The 16,197-nt window shown below is 64.5% G+C and carries 14 protein-coding genes; 2 read left to right on the forward strand and 12 right to left on the reverse strand.

The features are described from left to right. Positions 1-46 precede the first annotated feature (46 nt). The 6 genes from ACSQ3L_RS03670 to ACSQ3L_RS03695 are packed head-to-tail and all read right to left on the reverse strand — an operon-like array spanning position 47 to position 7,189. Entirely contained in the window at positions 47-508 is a 462-nt protein-coding gene (locus ACSQ3L_RS03670) for a MarR family winged helix-turn-helix transcriptional regulator (protein WP_436158698.1), read from the reverse strand. Beyond that, entirely contained in the window at positions 505-1,089 is a 585-nt protein-coding gene (locus ACSQ3L_RS03675; RefSeq protein ID WP_436158699.1) for an amino acid synthesis family protein, read from the reverse strand. Before ACSQ3L_RS03675 ends, ACSQ3L_RS03670 begins: the two co-directional genes overlap by 4 nt. After that, positions 1,082-1,963, reverse strand: coding sequence for a UPF0280 family protein (locus tag ACSQ3L_RS03680; protein WP_436158700.1), 882 nt, complete (start codon positions 1,961-1,963; stop codon positions 1,082-1,084). Before ACSQ3L_RS03680 ends, ACSQ3L_RS03675 begins: the two co-directional genes overlap by 8 nt. Beyond that, positions 1,963-3,504 carry a 6-hydroxynicotinate reductase gene (locus ACSQ3L_RS03685; RefSeq protein WP_436158701.1) on the reverse strand — a complete coding sequence of 514 codons (1,542 nt, stop codon included), beginning with the start codon at positions 3,502-3,504 and terminating at the stop codon, positions 1,963-1,965. Before ACSQ3L_RS03685 ends, ACSQ3L_RS03680 begins: the two co-directional genes overlap by 1 nt. Further along, the gene (locus ACSQ3L_RS03690) at positions 3,501-6,335 is read right to left on the reverse strand and encodes a molybdopterin-dependent oxidoreductase (RefSeq protein ID WP_436158702.1); all 2,835 of its coding nucleotides are present in this window, start codon (positions 6,333-6,335) and stop codon (positions 3,501-3,503) included. Before ACSQ3L_RS03690 ends, ACSQ3L_RS03685 begins: the two co-directional genes overlap by 4 nt. After that, the gene (locus ACSQ3L_RS03695) at positions 6,332-7,189 is read right to left on the reverse strand and encodes an FAD binding domain-containing protein (RefSeq protein ID WP_436158703.1); all 858 of its coding nucleotides are present in this window, start codon (positions 7,187-7,189) and stop codon (positions 6,332-6,334) included. The genes ACSQ3L_RS03690 and ACSQ3L_RS03695 overlap by 4 nt, the downstream gene beginning before the upstream one ends. 260 nt (positions 7,190-7,449) lie before the next feature. On the opposite strand from ACSQ3L_RS03695, the gene pncA reads away from it, so the two are divergent. Continuing rightward, positions 7,450-8,064, forward strand: coding sequence for a bifunctional nicotinamidase/pyrazinamidase (gene pncA / locus ACSQ3L_RS03700; protein WP_436158704.1), 615 nt, complete (start codon positions 7,450-7,452; stop codon positions 8,062-8,064). Between the two features lie 205 nt (positions 8,065-8,269). Next, on the forward strand, positions 8,270-9,715 hold the full coding sequence (locus tag ACSQ3L_RS03705) for a sodium:proton antiporter (RefSeq protein ID WP_436158705.1): 1,446 nt from the start codon (positions 8,270-8,272) through the stop codon (positions 9,713-9,715). On the opposite strand, the gene ACSQ3L_RS03710 is transcribed toward ACSQ3L_RS03705, so the two are convergent. The 6 genes from ACSQ3L_RS03710 to ACSQ3L_RS03735 form a co-directional block, all read right to left on the reverse strand. Then, entirely contained in the window at positions 9,716-10,450 is a 735-nt protein-coding gene (locus ACSQ3L_RS03710; protein ID WP_436158706.1) for an ABC transporter ATP-binding protein, read from the reverse strand. It abuts the gene before it with no gap. Then, complete coding sequence (locus ACSQ3L_RS03715) at positions 10,447-11,172, reverse strand: ABC transporter ATP-binding protein (protein ID WP_436158707.1); 726 nt, start codon at positions 11,170-11,172, stop codon at positions 10,447-10,449. The genes ACSQ3L_RS03710 and ACSQ3L_RS03715 overlap by 4 nt, the downstream gene beginning before the upstream one ends. After that, entirely contained in the window at positions 11,169-12,131 is a 963-nt protein-coding gene (locus ACSQ3L_RS03720) for a branched-chain amino acid ABC transporter permease (protein ID WP_436158708.1), read from the reverse strand. Before ACSQ3L_RS03720 ends, ACSQ3L_RS03715 begins: the two co-directional genes overlap by 4 nt. Beyond that, positions 12,128-13,009, reverse strand: a complete 882-nt coding sequence (locus ACSQ3L_RS03725) for a branched-chain amino acid ABC transporter permease (RefSeq protein ID WP_436158709.1) — start codon at positions 13,007-13,009, stop codon at positions 12,128-12,130. Before ACSQ3L_RS03725 ends, ACSQ3L_RS03720 begins: the two co-directional genes overlap by 4 nt. A 218-nt stretch (positions 13,010-13,227) precedes the next feature. Beyond that, positions 13,228-14,532 carry an ABC transporter substrate-binding protein gene (locus ACSQ3L_RS03730; protein ID WP_436158710.1) on the reverse strand — a complete coding sequence of 435 codons (1,305 nt, stop codon included), beginning with the start codon at positions 14,530-14,532 and terminating at the stop codon, positions 13,228-13,230. Positions 14,533-14,659: 127 nt separating this feature from the next. Then, the gene (locus ACSQ3L_RS03735) at positions 14,660-16,099 is read right to left on the reverse strand and encodes a hypothetical protein (RefSeq protein ID WP_436158711.1); all 1,440 of its coding nucleotides are present in this window, start codon (positions 16,097-16,099) and stop codon (positions 14,660-14,662) included. Between the last annotated feature and the right edge of the window lie 98 nt (positions 16,100-16,197).

A 16,197-nucleotide genomic window follows, 5' to 3' on the forward strand; every position in this document is an offset into this window, starting at 1 on the left:
ACCTCTCCCCCCTCCGGAGGGAGAGGAAAGGACCTCGCCGCCGCACCTACGCCAGCTTCGCCAGCAATCTCATGAACGTGGCGATCTCCTTGGCCGAGAGCGGTGCCAGCGTTTCCCTTGTGATCTCGCGGGCCAGCGGGATCAGGCGCTCGATGGCGTCGCGGCCTTCTGCGGTCAGATTGACCAGCAGCCGCCTTTTGTCGACCTCGTGCTTGGAAAGCTCGACCAGGCCGCGCGCCTTCAGCCGGTCGATGACGCCCTTGACCGTCGCCGCGTCCATGGCGATCAGCGTGCCTAGCTGGTTCTGCGAGGTCTCGCCGACGTCACGAAGCTTGGCCAGCGCCGCGAATTGCGGCGGCGTCAGATCGCCGATATGCGCGGCAAAGATCGCGACATGGCGCTGATGCGCCTTGCGCAGGATGAAGCCGACCTGCTCCTGCAGGAGGTAATCCTGGTCGTCAGGCTCTTCGGCCTCAACCAGCTTCAGCAGATTGTCCTCGGCGCTCACCGCAATCCGTCCCAGGCTTTTATGTCGTCGGCCGCCAGCCCGCCCATGCGGTCGTGCACGCGCGGGCCGCAGGTCATGGCAAGGCAGAACAGGATCTCGTCGGGTCGCGGGCCGTCGGACATGCCGACCTCCATGGCGTCGAAATGGCTGCGCACATAGGCGGCGTTGATATGGCCGAGCGGTACGTCGAGCTTCGAACCGAAAGCGCCGACCTTCTTGGCCGATGGCACGATCGCCTTGGCGTCGCCGAGCCGCTCGCGCATGGCGTAGCCGCCGGGCACATGCCAAAGCGCACCGTGTTCGAGTTCGCCCGCGGTGCCGACAATGGCGCCCTTGCCATAGCCGTCGATCTGCTTGACGTCGCCGCCGAGCGCCGCGATCAGCCGGTCGGCGAGCAGCAGGCCGAGCGGCTTCAAATCGTCCATGGCGCTCTGCAGATCTTCGACATAGCGCCCGGCGAACGGGTTTTTCACCAGCGCCATGGCGGCGGCGCGACGGCGCGGCACCTGGGCCACCGGCCCGCCCTCGTGAAAGATCTCTTCGGTCAGCACCGCGATCTTGCGGATCGGAAACTCAGGCATGGGCAACTTCCTTCCCTAGGATTTTGTTGGGCGCGGCAAGCGCCATGGAACCACAGATGCGGGTCTGGCCGGCAAGAAACAGCGCCGATGCGGCGATCAATCCCCCGCGGCGGAAATCTTCGGCGACGGCAAGCCCGCCGTCCAGCGCCCTGGCGATCTCTGACGGAGAAAGCCGGCCGACCTCTTGCGTCACCAGCCGGTCGCCAAGGTCGCTGTCCGGCGCCAGATCGCGCGCCGGCACACGCCGGATGGCCGGATGGTGGGCCACGTCGACGGCGTTGGCGATCAATGTCGCGGCGGCATCGGCTTCGGCGCCGGTCCGCGCGAGCACGGTGACGGCGTCGGCAATGCCGAGCGAAAACGAGCGGCCCCGCCAGCCGCTGGTGGCAACGCCACGCACGCCATCTCCGGCGCGGATGGTGATGCGGTCGGCGAGACCGTGTCCGGTGCCGGCGATGGCAAGCGTCATCGACTGGCCGGCGCCGAGATGGATAGCGCTGTCGCCGCCATTGTTGACATAGGCGCGATCGAGCCGACTGCCGGCCAGCAGTGCGCCAAGTATTTCGTCGGCTACCGATCCGGCAACGGCGGCCATCGGAGTGATGAATTTTTCCGCCAGCGGCACGACAGCCGCCTCCATGCGCCGCGCTGTCGGACCGGAGAACAGGCGAGGGTGCCCCGACGCGGGACGGCGCAGTTCAGGAAGTTCATCGACCAGCTCGGTCAAAACGCTCTGGAACCGCGCTACGGCCTGCTCATAGGCCTGGCGGCATTCGTGTGCCTCGCCAAAAACCTCGATGATCAGGTCGATCGGCCCATGGTTGAGATGCAGCCGCTTGCCGTCCTGCAGCCAATGCGTTTGCGGGCCGTCCATCACCCAGTCTCGTTCGATGCAGCGCGGCGCAGTTGCGCCAGCGGGGGCCATGGGTTGCTGGCCGGCGCACCGGTGCCGCGTCGCGGATTAAGGTATTCGCCACCCTTGGCAACGATGTCCTCGACGCTGCGGATCTCGGCCTCATAGCCGCCCAGCCTGATGTAGTCGTCGCGGCGCAGGGTGAATTCGATCGGTGCCACCAGCGCCGGTGTCGGCACATAGCCGAAGGCGCCCTCCGGCACCCTGGTGACATCGACCATCAGCGTGATGCCGCCGCCTGGCCAGACATAGACCGGCGCGCCGCCGACCGTCACATAGGTGGTCAGGCCCTGAACCGAGCGGGTGAGGTTGACCGGGTTTTCGGTGACGCCGGCGCGCAGCGAGCCACCGGCACCGCCGATGAACAGCACGGTGCACAACGCCGGCTCGCAATTGTCCTCAATCAGCCCAACCGACTTTTGCAGCCGCTCCGGGAACGGTTTTTGCACCGGCTTCAGCTCGTCATCCAGCTCGTAGTAGGCGAACTGTTCGCCGGTGGTCGAAACCATCAGCAGCGACAGGCCCGGCCGCGCGCCCTTCTTGGCGTTCCATTCGCCGAGGATCGACAGTGGGTCGGAAATGCTGGTGCCGCCCCAGCCGAGGCCAGGTTCGGAGACCTTGAAATAGCGGCCCGGCGTCGAACGGCGGCCGACGATTTTTATACCCGTATCCTGCCAGCCCAGCACCTTGCCCGCCTGATGCTCGGAGACGACGCCGGTGATGTGGTCGTCGACCACCACCACCTCGTCGACCAGGCCGCGCCATTGCGTGGCGAACATGCCGATGGTGGCCGAGCCGCAGCCGACGCGCATGCGGTGTTCCTGCTTGCCGTCGATAACAGGCGCTTTGCCGGCTTCGACTGTTATGGTGGCGCCGCCGTCGATGGCGAGCTCCACCGGCTTGCGGTTGCACAGATTGAGCAGCGCGTCGCAGGTGGCGCGGCCCTCGGCCTTGGAGCCGCCGGTCAGATGGTGCACACCGCCCAGCGACAGCATCTGCGAGCCATATTCGCCCGTCGTGACATGGCCGATCGCTTCGCCTTGCGACCGCACAATAGCCGTTTCGGGTCCGATATGACGATCGGTGTCGATCTTCACCTTGACGCCGCAGTAGGAGAAGATGCCTTCGGTGACGACGGTGACGAGATCGACGCCCTCGACCTCCTGGCTGACGATGAACGGCGCCGGCTTGTAGTCAGGATAGGTGGTGCCGGCGCCAATTGCCGTGACGAAGCGCCGTCCGGTGTTGACCAGTTCGCCGTCCCAATCCTCGCCCTCGGCGACGAAAGGCACTATTGCCAGGCCGGTCTCAGCCGCATGGTCGAGGATGGTCAACGGGTCCATCCGCACGATCCTGCCGCCGACATTGCCGTAGCGGTCGCAGGCGCCGGTGCGCCCATCGGCGATGTAGCACATCACCGGGCAGGCATCGCAGCGGATCTTCTCCGCCACCAGCTTCTCGCCGGGATCATGGGTTTCGAAACGCTCGGCAAGCTCGCTCATCGGCGTGCCTCCTTTTCGCGAATGCCATCTTTTTTGCGGATGCCAGCGCGGATACGCGTCGGCGTGGCCGGAACCTTGGTGACCAGCACGCCGGTGGCGTGGCGGATGGCGTTGAGGATCGCCGGCGCCGTCGGGATCAGCACATGCTCGCCCAGACCCTTGGCACCAAAGGGTCCTTCCGGGTCCGGAACTTCTATAAGAATGGTCTCGATCGGCGGCACATCGCCAATTGTGGGGATGAGATAATCGTGCAAATTCTCGGTGCGGCCGGGGATATACTCTTCCATCAGCGCCATGCCGATGCCTTGCGCGATGCCGCCTTCGATCTGGCCCTCGACCAGCAGCGGGTTGATCGCCTTGCCGACATCGTGCGCTGCGGTGATTTTCAGCAGCTTCACCGTACCAAGTTTGAGGTCGACCTCCAGTTCGGCGAGCTGCGCGCCATAGCCGTAGACGGCGTAGGGTTTGCCCTGGCCCTTGGTATCGAGAGGCAGCGTCGGCGGATCGTAGGTTTCCTCGGCGCGGAAGACGAAGCCGTCGGCATCCACGTCGAGCGAGGCAAGATCGATGCGGCGCGTGGCTTCGCCCTCGCGGATGACGATCGCCGAACTGTCCAGTTGCAGAGCTGCCTTTTCCGAAACATTGGCAAAACGCAGGATCGTTTCGCGCAAGGCGCGGCCGGCCTTTTCGGCGGCCTTGCCGGTGACGAAAGTCTGGCGCGAGGCCGAAGTCTTGCCGGCATCCGGACTGATCGCCGTATCGGCGCTCCTGAGCCTGAATTTATCCAGCGGCAGGCCGAGCGCGTCGGCGCAGATCTGGGTGATGACGGTGTTGGAACCCTGGCCGATATCGACGGCGCCCTGGTGCAGGATGACGGTCCCGTCGGCCGCTACGCCGACCCGGATGGTCGACGGATTGGGCAGTGAGGTGTTGCCGCAGCCGTACCAGCAGGACGCAACGCCGACGCCGCGCTTTCTATCCCTGTTGGCACTGTTGAATGCATCCGCATCAGCCTTCGCGCGCGCCCAATGCGGCCGCAGCGATTCGAGGCACTCGGCAATGCCGACACCAGAGTCCAGAAGCTGTCCGGTAACCGTTTCGGATCCGTTCCGAAGACAGTTCTTCAGCCGAAACTCGAGCCGGTCCATGCCGAGCTTGCCGGCCAGCTCGTCGTAGAGCGTCTCCTGCATGATGGTCGCCTGCGGCACACCGAAGCCACGGAAGGCGCCGGAGATCGGCCCGTGCGTGTGGATGGCGCGGCCCTCGGCACGATAGTTGGGCGTCGCATAGGGACCGGAGGCATGCACCGGCACACGATTGGCCACCGTCGGCCCCCAGCTTGCATAGGCGCCGGTGTTGAAGTCACCTTCAAAGATCATCCCGGTGACAAGGCCATCGGCATCGGCGCCGATGGTGGCCTTCATCTCGGCTGGATGGCGCTTGGTGGTCGAAATCATCGATTCGGTGCGGGTGTAGGCCAATGCCGCCGGCCGCCCGGTCTTCAGCGCAACAAGGCCGATCAGCGGCTGCAGCGAAACGTCGAGCTTGGAGCCAAATCCGCCGCCGGTCGCGGTCGGTACGATGCGCACCTTGTCAACGGCAAGGCCAAGCACCTTCGCCGTTTCGTCGCGGTCCATATAGGGCGCTTGGGTACAGGCGACGACGACCAGCGCGTCGCCGTCCAGATAGGCATAGCCGGCCTCCGGCTCGATATAGGCGTGCTCGACATAGGAGGTGTCGATGGCGCCGGACACGATGAACGCCGCGCCGGCAAGCGCCGCTTCCGGATCGCCGCGTTCGACGAAGCCGGAGGTCAGCAAGTTCGCGGGGCGGTTCTCGTGAATCATCTTGGCGCCGCTGGCCTTGGCTTCGCGGGATTGGAGAACATGCGGCAATTCGATCCAGCGGATCGGAAAATCCGACAAATCGAGATCGAGGATAGCCTCGCGCTCGCCGGCAACCAGCGCCACCGCCTCGCCGCGAAGGCGAGCAAACCCTTCGGCCAGCGCCGGCTGGTCAGCGAACGGGCCGATGACGCCGAAACAGTTTTTTCCGGGAATGTCGGCTGCGGTGAAGACACCGGCGACGCCGGGGTGCTCTTTCGCCCAGCCGGCGAGGTCACCGAAGGCGAAGCTGGCATGGTAATGCGGCGAGCGGACCACCAGCACGGCCAGCGCATCGGCTGGGAAGGAATCGCCGCCGAATTTCTCGCCACCGGTGACCTTCGGCACGCCGTCCAGCCGGATGGGCGAGGAGCCGATCGCATGGCCTGACGGGGGCAAGCGGAAATCGAGGCTTGCTGCCTGCAGGGAAGCATCCATCACCGCCGCGATGATCTTTCGGTAGCCGGTGCAGCGGCACAGAATTCCGCCCAGCGCGTCCTGCACCTCGGCCTCGGTCGGGTTGGGCTGCTTGTCCAGTAATGCGGTTGCCGCGACCAGCAGTGCCGGCGTGCAGATGCCGCACTGCGCCGCGCCATGGGCAAGAAACGAGGCCTGCAGCGCCGACAGCCGGCCATTGGCGAGGCCCTCAACTGACGTCACCGACGTGCCCGCAGCGGATGCAGCCGACATCAGGCAGGCGCAAACGGCATCGCCGTCGACCAGCACCGTACAGGCGCCACAGTCGCCGGCATCGCAGCCGACCTTGGTGCCGGTCAGCCCCAGTTCGTCGCGCAGCACAGAGGACAGCCGGCGCAGTGGCGGCACATTGACCGAGATGGCGGTCCCGTTGACCTCGAAGGCGATATCGGCGCGCGCAGCGCCAAAAACTGGCTGGGCATTGCCCAGATTAGGCAGGACTTCACGCACGTCAGACTGAATTTGGCTCATGCCGCCGCCACCTCGTCGTCAGTCGTTCGCCCCAGAGCCGCAAGCACGGCGCGGGCAACGATCTCGCGCACCGCATCGAGCCGATATTCGGCACTGCCGCGCACATCGGCGATCGGCGACAGTTCGCTCATCGGCGCGGACAGGACCGCATAGGCAAGCCCGCCGTCCACTGGCAGCCCACGCAAGGCGGCCTCGACGCCGGCCAGCCGCTTGGCCACCACCGAGCAGGAGCCGGCGGCGACGGCCGCTTGCCGGACGGTGCCGTTGTCGACGACCAGACGCGCCGCCACCATGGCGATGGAAATGACGAGGTAGCGTCGCGCGCCGAGCTTGACGAAAGCCGACGTGCCGCTGGGTTTCGGCACGCGGATGGCCGTGACCATCTCGCCGGGCAGCAGAGCCGTGCGGCGGTTGCCGAGAATGAAGTCCTGCAGTGGCAAATGCCGCGCCGCCCCGACAGAACGTAATTCGACCTCGGCATCGAGGACGAGCAGCGCAGGCACGCCGTCGGCGGCCGGCGAGGCGTTGCAGAGATTGCCGGCGATCGAGGCGACGTTCTGGATCTGCACCGAGCCGACCTCGCGCGCCGCCTGCTTCAGCGCGTCGAAGGCCGGCGGCAAGGGATGGCGGATGAGGTCGGTCCAAGTCGTGCGCGCGCCGATGACGAAATAATCGTCTGTCTCGGCAATGCCGCGCAACGACGCCAGGCCGTTAATGTCGAGAACATTGTCGCGGAACGGCTTGCTGCCTTGTGCCGGATAAAAATCGGTGCCGCCGGCAAGGATGCGCCAGGCGCCCTCGCCAAGCAAAGCGAGCGCTTCGTCGACCGAGGTGGGTTTCGCGTAACGGATCACGCCTTGCCTTCCAGAAAAGAGGTCTTCCAGAAACCGGTGTTTCGAAAGACTCTGCCGGCATCGGCGCCGGGAAAACTCATTCGTATGCAAATGATATCAAGACGGCAGGATTTGTCAAAGCCGGAGTTTGCCAGAACTCGCCTGCCACGCATTTGTTACGCCGCTAGTGGTTGACGCGGCCGGCCATCTGGTCAAGTTTCTGCGTCCGGTCGCGTCAGCGGCATTTTCCACTGGAGCCTGCATACGGAAGAGGAAAGCCCATGGCCGACGAAGCGCTTGTTGTCATCGACCTGCAGAACGATTTTTGTCCGGGCGGAGCGTTGGCGGTTGCCGGCGGCGACGAGATCGTGCCGCTGGTCAACGACCTGATCCGGCACGCCGATCATGTCGTGCTGACGCAGGACTGGCATCCCGCCAGCCATTCCAGCTTTGCCTCCAGCCACCCCGGCGCGCAGCCTTTCACAATGATCGAAATGCCGTACGGACAGCAGACGCTCTGGCCGGACCATTGCATCCAGGGCAGCCTCGGCTCGGATTTCCATTCCGGCCTTGCCTGGACCAAGGCCGAGCTCGTCATCCGCAAGGGATTTCGGCCTGATATCGACAGCTACTCGGCCTTCTTCGAGAACGACCGCACGACGCAGACCGGCCTAGCCGGCTATCTCCGGGAGCGCGGTATCGACACGCTGACCCTGGTCGGCCTGGCGACCGATTTCTGCGTTGCCTTCTCGGCGCTGGACGCCGTCAGCCAGGGTTTCAAAACCACCGTCCGGCTCGACGCCTGCCGTGGCATCGATCTCAACGGTTCGCTCGATACAATGCTGCAGCGCATGCGCGACGCAGGCGTAACGCTCGAAGACCATCTGTCGGACTGAACGGATCGTGGGGCGTCAGACAGAGATACTATGCCCGAAGGCAGGGTTATCGCCTTTGGGCAAGAACCCCCTCACCCGGATTGCCAACCGAATTGCGAAGGGCAATTCGGGGCAATCCGACCTCTCCCCGAGGGGAGAGGAGGCCGCCGGCGCCGAAGCTCGTCTCTTCTCCCCGACGGGGAGAAGGTGGCCGCGTAGCGGCCGGATGAGGGGGCCTTTCCCACATCTGAGCTCTCTGTGTGCGGCAGTCGTCGCTATCGCTGTCGCCATGCTGTTTCCGGCACGGGCCTTGGCGGCGGAGGAACACGGTCTGCCAGGCACCGTGATGTCCTTGTGGTGGGCGCTGCCTTTCGCCGGGCTGCTGTTGTCGATCGCCACCGGTCCGCTGCTCTTCCATCATGTCTGGGAACACCACTATGGCAAGATCACGACCCTGTGGGCGGCGCTGGTGATCGTGCCGCTGGCGCTTGCCTTCGGCATCTCCTCGGCGACCGAAGCGGTGCTGCATACGCTGCTCACCGAATACATGTCGTTCATCATCCTGCTGTTTGCGCTCTACACGATTTCCGGCGGCATCCTGCTTGCCGGCAACATCCATGGCACGCCGCTGGTCAATGCCGGGCTGCTGCTGGTCGGCGCGCTGCTGGCCTCGGTGATCGGCACGACCGGCGCCTCGATGATCCTGATCCGGCCGATCCTGCGCGCCAACGATAACAGGCCGTTCAATGCCCATGTCGTGATCTTCTTCATTTTCCTGGTGTCCAACATCGGCGGCTCGCTGACGCCGCTTGGCGATCCGCCGCTGTTCGTCGGCTTCCTGCGCGGCGTCGACTTCTTCTGGACGACAGCCAATCTCTACCGCGAGACGCTGTTCGTCGGTGGTGTCGTGCTGGCTGTCTTCCTGGGCATCGACACCATCCTGCACCGGCGCGAGGCTGGCGCGCCGAAGATCAAGGATCCGACGCCGGACACGAAGGTGCGTCTGCGCGGCCTGGCCAACCTTCCGCTGCTGGCCGGCGTGATTGGCGCGATCCTGCTGTCGGCAACCTGGAAACCGGGCGTCAGCTTTTCCGTGTTCGGCGTCGGTCTCGAGCTGCAGAATCTGCTACGCGACGCCATCATCCTGGCAATGGCCCTGCTATCGCTTCCCCTTTCCTACAAGAGCCACCGCGAAGCGAACGGCTTCAACTGGGGTCCGATAGCAGAGGTGGCCAAATTGTTTGCCGGCATCTTCATCTGCATCGTGCCGGTCATCGCCATCCTCAGGGCAAGCCATGAGGGGGCGCTGGCGCCGCTGGTGTCACTCGTCAGTTCTCCCTCCGGCCAGCCCAACGATCTCGCCTATTTCTGGCTGACCGGGGCGTTGTCGTCCTTCCTCGACAATGCGCCGACCTACCTGGTGTTCTTCGAACTTGCCGGGGGCGACCCCCAGCACCTGATGACGGAATTTGCCTCGACGCTTGCCGCGATCTCGGCCGGCGCCGTGTTCATGGGCGCCAACACCTATATCGGCAACGCACCGAACTTCATGGTCTACGCCATAGCTCGACATCGCGACGTGAAGATGCCGGGCTTTTTCGGCTATATGGCGTGGTCGGGCCTGGTGCTGATCCCGATATTTTTGGTAGCGGGTTTTCTGTTCTTTGGCTGATCAACCCACCCCGACATAGCGCCTCACCGCCGACGGGTCGGCGCGCAGTTCCTCGACATCGACCGTCTCGCGGTTGCGGCCGTTTTCGATGAAGGCAACGCGATCGGCGACCGAGAGCACCGCATCGACACGCTGTTCGACGAGGATGGTCGAGACGCTCATGTCGCGCAGCTTCGAAACCGTCTCGCGGATCTTGGCGATCATCGACGGCATCAGCCCTTCGGTCGGCTCGTCCAGCAGCAGCACCTGCGGTTCGAGGCAGAGCGCACGCGCCATCGCCAGCATCTGCTGCTCGCCGCCGGACAGCGTACCGGAGCGCTGCCGCAGCCGTTGGCGCAGCAGCGGGAACAGGTCGAGCACGTTTTCACGCGTCGCCTTGCCCTTGCCGCGCGCCATCAGGCCGATCTCGATGTTTTCGGCGACCGTCATCTCGGCGAACAGCCGCCTGCCTTGCGGCACATAGGCGACGCCGGCCTTGGGCACCTCGTGCGCCGGCAGTTCTGTCAATTCCTTGCCATCGAGCCTGATCGAGCCAGCACTTGAGGGAACCAGCCCCATGATGGCTTTCAGCGTCGTCGTCTTGCCGGCGCCGTTGCGGCCGAATAGGCACAGCACTTCGCCCTTGTTCAGCACCAAGTCGAGGCCATAAAGCACTTGGACCTCGCCATAGAAGCAGTCGAGCCCCGAAATGGTGAGTGCTTGAGACGTCGCCTCGGCCCTATTCATCTCGGTCATGGGGCCGTCCCCAGATACGCTTCCTGCACCGACGCGTTGTCGCGGATCGCTTCGGGCGTGCCTTCGGCGAGGATCTTGCCGGCATTGAAGACGGTGATGCGGTCGGCAAGCTGCATGACCACAGGCATGTTGTGCTCGATAAGCAGCACGGTGGCGTTTTTGGCGATCTCGCGCACCAGGCTGATGAAATTGTCGATCTCAGAGTCGGCCAGCCCTTGCGTCGGCTCGTCGAGGATCAGCAGGCGCGGCTTCAGCGCCAGGCCCATCGCCACTTCCAGCAGGCGCTGATGGCCGTAGGACAATTGCCCGGCCGGCATGTGGGCGCGGTCGGCCAGGCCGGTGCGTTCGAGCGCCGACATGACGCCTGCCCGCACCGCACCCTTCGAACGGCCGTCGCTCAAGGTCCGCTGCACCGGCAGCGCGACGTTGTCGTAGGCCGAGAGATTGGCAAACACGCTGGTAATCTGGAACGTGTAGGCGATGCCCTGGCGCACCCGGACATAGGCCGGCTGGCTGGTGATGTCGGCGCCGTCGAAGACGATCATGCCTGAAGACGGCTGGATGCGGCCGCTGACCAGGCTGACGAAGGTGGTCTTCCCGGCGCCGTTGGGGCCGATAACGGCGCGGATTTCGCCCGGCATCAGCGCGAAATCGACATTGTCGACGGCGCGCAGGCCACCGAAGTTGCGGGAAAGGCCCTTGGTGGTCAAAAGCGGCATCATGGCAGCCACCCGAGCCAGCGCTGGCGGATGCTGCCCAGAATGCCTTTCGGGAAAAACAGAACCAGCAGGATGAGGGCTACGCCGACGATCAGCAGATAGGCGGAGGTGTAGCCGCTGGTGATGTCGATGACATAATACATGAACAGCGTGCCGAGCAGCGGCCCAAGCGTCGTGGCAGCGCCCCCCAGCAGGACCCACAGCAGCGGCAGGATCGAATACTGCACCGAAGCGAAGCTTGAGCCGACATAGCCGAACAGCAGCGCATAGGCGGCACCAGAGGCCGCGCAGATGGTGCCGGAGATGACGACGGCGGCGAGCTTGTTCGAAAACGTGTCGTAGCCGAGCATCTTCGTCCGCTCCTCGTTCTCGCGGATGGCGACCAGCACGCGGCCATATTTGGAGCGGACGATCGCCAGTGTGACGAGCAGCACGATGGAAAACAGCGCCAGCGTCGTCATGTAGCGCACGGTCGGGTTGGTGAGTTCGAGCGATGTCGCGCCGAAGCTGAGCACCCGCGCCGGCTGCGGCACGACCCTGCCCTGGTCGCCGCCGGTCCACGACGCGAAATAGAGGATGAGGAGGTAGAACACTTGCGCGAACATCATGGTGACGATCATGAAGGCGACACCCGTGGTGCGCAGCGCCAGCAGGCCTATCAGGAGCGCCAGGGCAGCGCCGCAGGCAATTCCGCCGAGGAAGGCCAACGGCACGCTCCAGCCGAGCTGGATGACCGCTAGGCCAGCGCCGTAGAGCCCGGCGGCGAAGAACATCGCATGGCCGAGGCTGAGCAGGCCGACATAGCCGAACAGCATGTTGTAGCCCATGGCAAAGACCGCCAGCACCATGATGCGGGCAAGCAGGCCGTGATAATACTCCGGCAGTAGGAAGCTCAGCACGAACAGCAGCGCAATGACGCCGAGATGCAGGGCATAGGCCTTTGCCGGCGAAGCTTCGCTCATCGCGATGCCGTCCCGAACAAGCCTTGAGGCCGGAACACCAGCACCATGGCGACCAGCAGTGTGGCGATGATCTTGGCCAAAGTCGGCGAGAAGAACATCGATATGATGCCGTCCGACAGGCCGATCAGCACGGCGGCGACAACGGTGCCGCGCAGCGAGCCGAGGCCGCCGATGATGACGACGATGAAGGAGAGCAGCAGCGGATCCTGTCCCATCAGATAATGCGCCTGGCTGATCGGCACGATCAGCACCGCGGCTATCGCCGCCAGCATGGCACCGAGCGCGAAGACGCCACCATAGACACGGCCGACGGGAATGCCGAAAGCCTGCGCCGTTTCGCTGTCATACTGCGTGGCGCGCATGACCAGGCCGATCTTGGTGCGCGTCAGCACCAGCCAGGTCGCGATGAGCAGCAGCGCCGAAGTGGCGATGACAGACAGTTTGTAGCCGGAGTAGCCGAACCACGGCAAAAGGATGCGGTAGCTGAACGGCGGCTCGACGGGCCGCGCCTCCGGACCGTAGAAGGTCAATGCCAACTGCTGGATGATGTAGAGCATGCCGATGGTGGCGACGATGGTGGCTTCCGGATTGTAATTGAGCCGGCGCAGCACCAGCCGTTCGGCGACCAGCGCAATGGCGCCGACGATCAGCGGCGCAATCACCAGCGCCGCCAGGAAGCCGAGCGCCGGGTGGCCGCCGATCGCCGTGGTGATCGCCCAGGCGAGCACGGCGCCCAGCATGAAGAACTCGCCATGCGCGACGTTGACCACCCGCATGACGCCGAACACCAGCGACAACCCAAGCGCCGTCAGCGCCAGCACGGCTGATGTGACGAGGCCTTCGAGAGCGGCGAGGAGGAGGTGCGGACCGAAGTGCATGCTACACGCCCAAGGCAGGCGCCAGGTGCACCCCCCTCTGTCCTGCCGGACATCTCCCCCTCAAGGGGGGAGATTGCTTGCAGTGATAGCTTTCGCAAATCACCAAGGCTGGTAGGGACCCGCCTTCGCATGAACTGCCAATCTCCCCCCTTGAGGGGGAGATGTCCGGCAGGACAGAGGGGGGTGGGCCGAAGGGCACTGTGCTTAAAGAACCAAGCTCACAGCGCCTGCGTCGTATAATCCCCCTCGGCCTCGTAAAGTCCGTCCTCGATCTTGGTCTTGTGCACGACCTTGAGCTTGCCGCCTTCGACCTTGGAGATGTTCTGGATGCCAAAACACTGGTGGATCTTGCCGTTGAAGGTCTTTGGTCCCTGCGGATGCTCGGGACCTTCGGCGAATTCGGTCAGCGCTTCCGTCGCCTCGACCAGCTTGGCGCGGTCTTCCGGTCCCTTGTAGCCGGCGTCTTCCATCGCCTTCTTGACGACGTACAGCGTTTCCCAGCAGCCGAACATGTGGGCTGCGGTGGAGACATCCTTGGGGTCGCCGACGGCAGCGCCATTATCGTCGATGCCGACGGCGGCGCGATAGGCCTTCTGCGCCTCGGAATCATCTGGCTGCGCATAGCGCGGCGAGCCTTCCCAGAAATGGCTGCCGTCGAGGAATTCAAGACCGGGGCTGTTGATGTCGGTCGCCTCGAGCGAATCGATGAAGCCGAACAATTGCGGCCGGTTGGAACCGTAGAACTCACCGAGTTCCTTGACGAAGGTGAGCACCGCCGGGCCGACCATGACGTGGTAGATCACTTCCGTCTCGGGCGGGATCTGCGGAAAATACTTGGTGAAGGACGATTCCGTCGGCGGGATGGCGATCTGCGCGATGACCTCGGCGCCTTGCGCCTTCAGTGCTGGCGGCAGGTAGTCGCGGTGGTCGTAGCCGAAGGCGAAATCGGGGAAGATCTGCGTCACCTTCTTGCCGGCATTGGCCGCGATCCACGGCGCCATCGACTGGATCTGGCTCTTCACGTCGGTGATCCCAGGCTGGAAGACATAGCGGTTCAGCTTGGTCGAGGCGACGTGGTGGCCCTCGCTGACGACGAAATAGGGCATCTTGTTTTCGCCGGCGGCGGGCGCTGAGCCGATGACGACATGCGAGAACAGCGTGCCGAAGACGATGTCGGTCTTGTGCTGAGTGGCGAACTTGCCCACCACCTCGGCGCCACGGCCGGGATCGGTGCCGTCATCCTCGATGATCACCTCGACCTGACGGCCATTGATGCCGCCGGCGGCGTTGATCGCCTTGACCGCGGCGGCCGTCGTCTTCTCATACCAGCGGCCATAGGCGGCGCCGATGCCGGTGCGATGCGACTGGAAGCCGATCTTGATCGGCGCCGAACTCTGCGCCTGGGAATAGCGGACGAAGCCGGGCGCGACGGCGAGGCCGGCGACGGCGACCAGACCCTTCAGTGCCGTACGGCGGGTGAGCGTGGATTTGGAGAGATCGAAAAACCCATTCTTGTCGGTCACGGCAGTTCCCCTGTTTTCTGAGTTTTGACTGGCTGTAACAAGGCAAAAAATCGCATGTGTACAAACTAAATCACCAAAGCCCCGACGTGGCAAGCGGGCTTTCCCCGAAGGCATGCTGGTCGCTTTCTCATCCGACCGTCGGCGTGGCAAGCAACCAGAGGCCGAAGACGGTGTAGGCGATCATCAGCAGGGTAAGCGGGAACTGGCTGAGGGCTGCTCGGGAAGGCTGCGGGTGCAGGCGCCAGGCGAAATCGTGGGCGACGAGGACGGCGAGCAAATGGCCAAGGATGATGGCGCCGGCCTGGACGTTCCACAGCCACCACGCCGAGTCCGCCCCGGCAAGGATGCCGGCTTCGATCTGCATGTCGGCCGTGCCGAACAGATTCCAGCCCAGTGCGAACGGATCGGAAAGTGCTGCAAGCGCATACTGGCCGTCGACGAGCAGCGCCGTCAGATAATGCGCAACATGATAGGCAAGCGCGATCGGCACGATCGACCACACCAGCAGGCCGGCCGCCTGGCCGAGCGTGTGATCGCTGCCGGCGAGGCGCTGGCCGAGCCAGACGGCAAGCAGGAACACCGCCGCCAGCAGCACGAAAGTGAGAACGAGCCCGAGAGTGCCGCTGCCGATCACCGCGGTGCGACCGGGAAATTCGAGGGGATTGATGCCGAACAGGCCGAGCCAGAAGAAGGTTTTCGACAAGCCGTCGAAGGATACCGACGATAGAGCCAGCAGCAGGAAGGCGATGCCGTTGGTCGGCAGCGGCTCTGCGGCGAGCAGCTTGGCGCTTGGCCAGCACAAGTCAAGCCGGCCTTTTTGGCTGCGTTCGACGACGGCGAAACGCGCCACCATCCGGAAGAAAACGGACAGGAATTCGCCGCTGCGGCTCCAGGCGCGATAGCCGAACGCCAGCATGGCAAGAAAACTGAACAGCCAGTAGAGGCCGGCGGCCAAGGCCAGCCGCGCCGGATCGTCCGGCGCCGGATCGATGAGTTCGAACCACGCGAATGCGAAAAACAAGATGACAGCCGGCCGGCAGCCGATCCATCGCGGGAGACGCCATGCCCCTTCATCCCCGATTCCGAACAGGCGCGAGACGAGGCGCCACGGCCCATACCAGGGATTCAGCCATGACCAGAGGTCGCCAAAGACACCGTGCAGCAGCGTGACGCCGGCCCACAGCAGGGTCCAGATCACGAGGGGCAACGGGTTGGAGAGCGGGTCGCGGCTGCCGAGGAAGCCGGCGGCAATGAGGATTGCAAAGCCGGCAAAGGAGATCAGACTGAAGGCGGTGCGAGCGCTTTCGCCGAAGGTGAACAGCGGCAGGCGTCGGCGCCAGAAACGCTCGAGCCAATCCGCCGGCAGCAGCGCCAGCACGAGGAAGCTGACGGCCACGGCGAAGGCGCCGCCGACAAGGTAGTAGCCGGTCGGCAAGAGCAGGACATGGCCACGATCGGAGGCGTGGGCGAAGGCGGGAGTGGGCAATATGAGCGATGCGGCCGTAAGCAACAAAGCCAACGATAGATGACGGCACTCTACGGCGCCCCCCTCTGTCCTGCCGGACATCTCCCCCTCAAGGGGGGAGATTGGCAGTTTCTTTGATCGGTGCCTTTTTTGCTGCGTGGAAGATTGGCGAAAGCCGAAGTGACTGCCGATCTCCCCCC

The sequence above is a fragment of the Mesorhizobium sp. LjRoot246 genome (assembly GCF_964254115.1).
GTDB lineage: Bacteria > Pseudomonadota > Alphaproteobacteria > Rhizobiales > Rhizobiaceae > Mesorhizobium.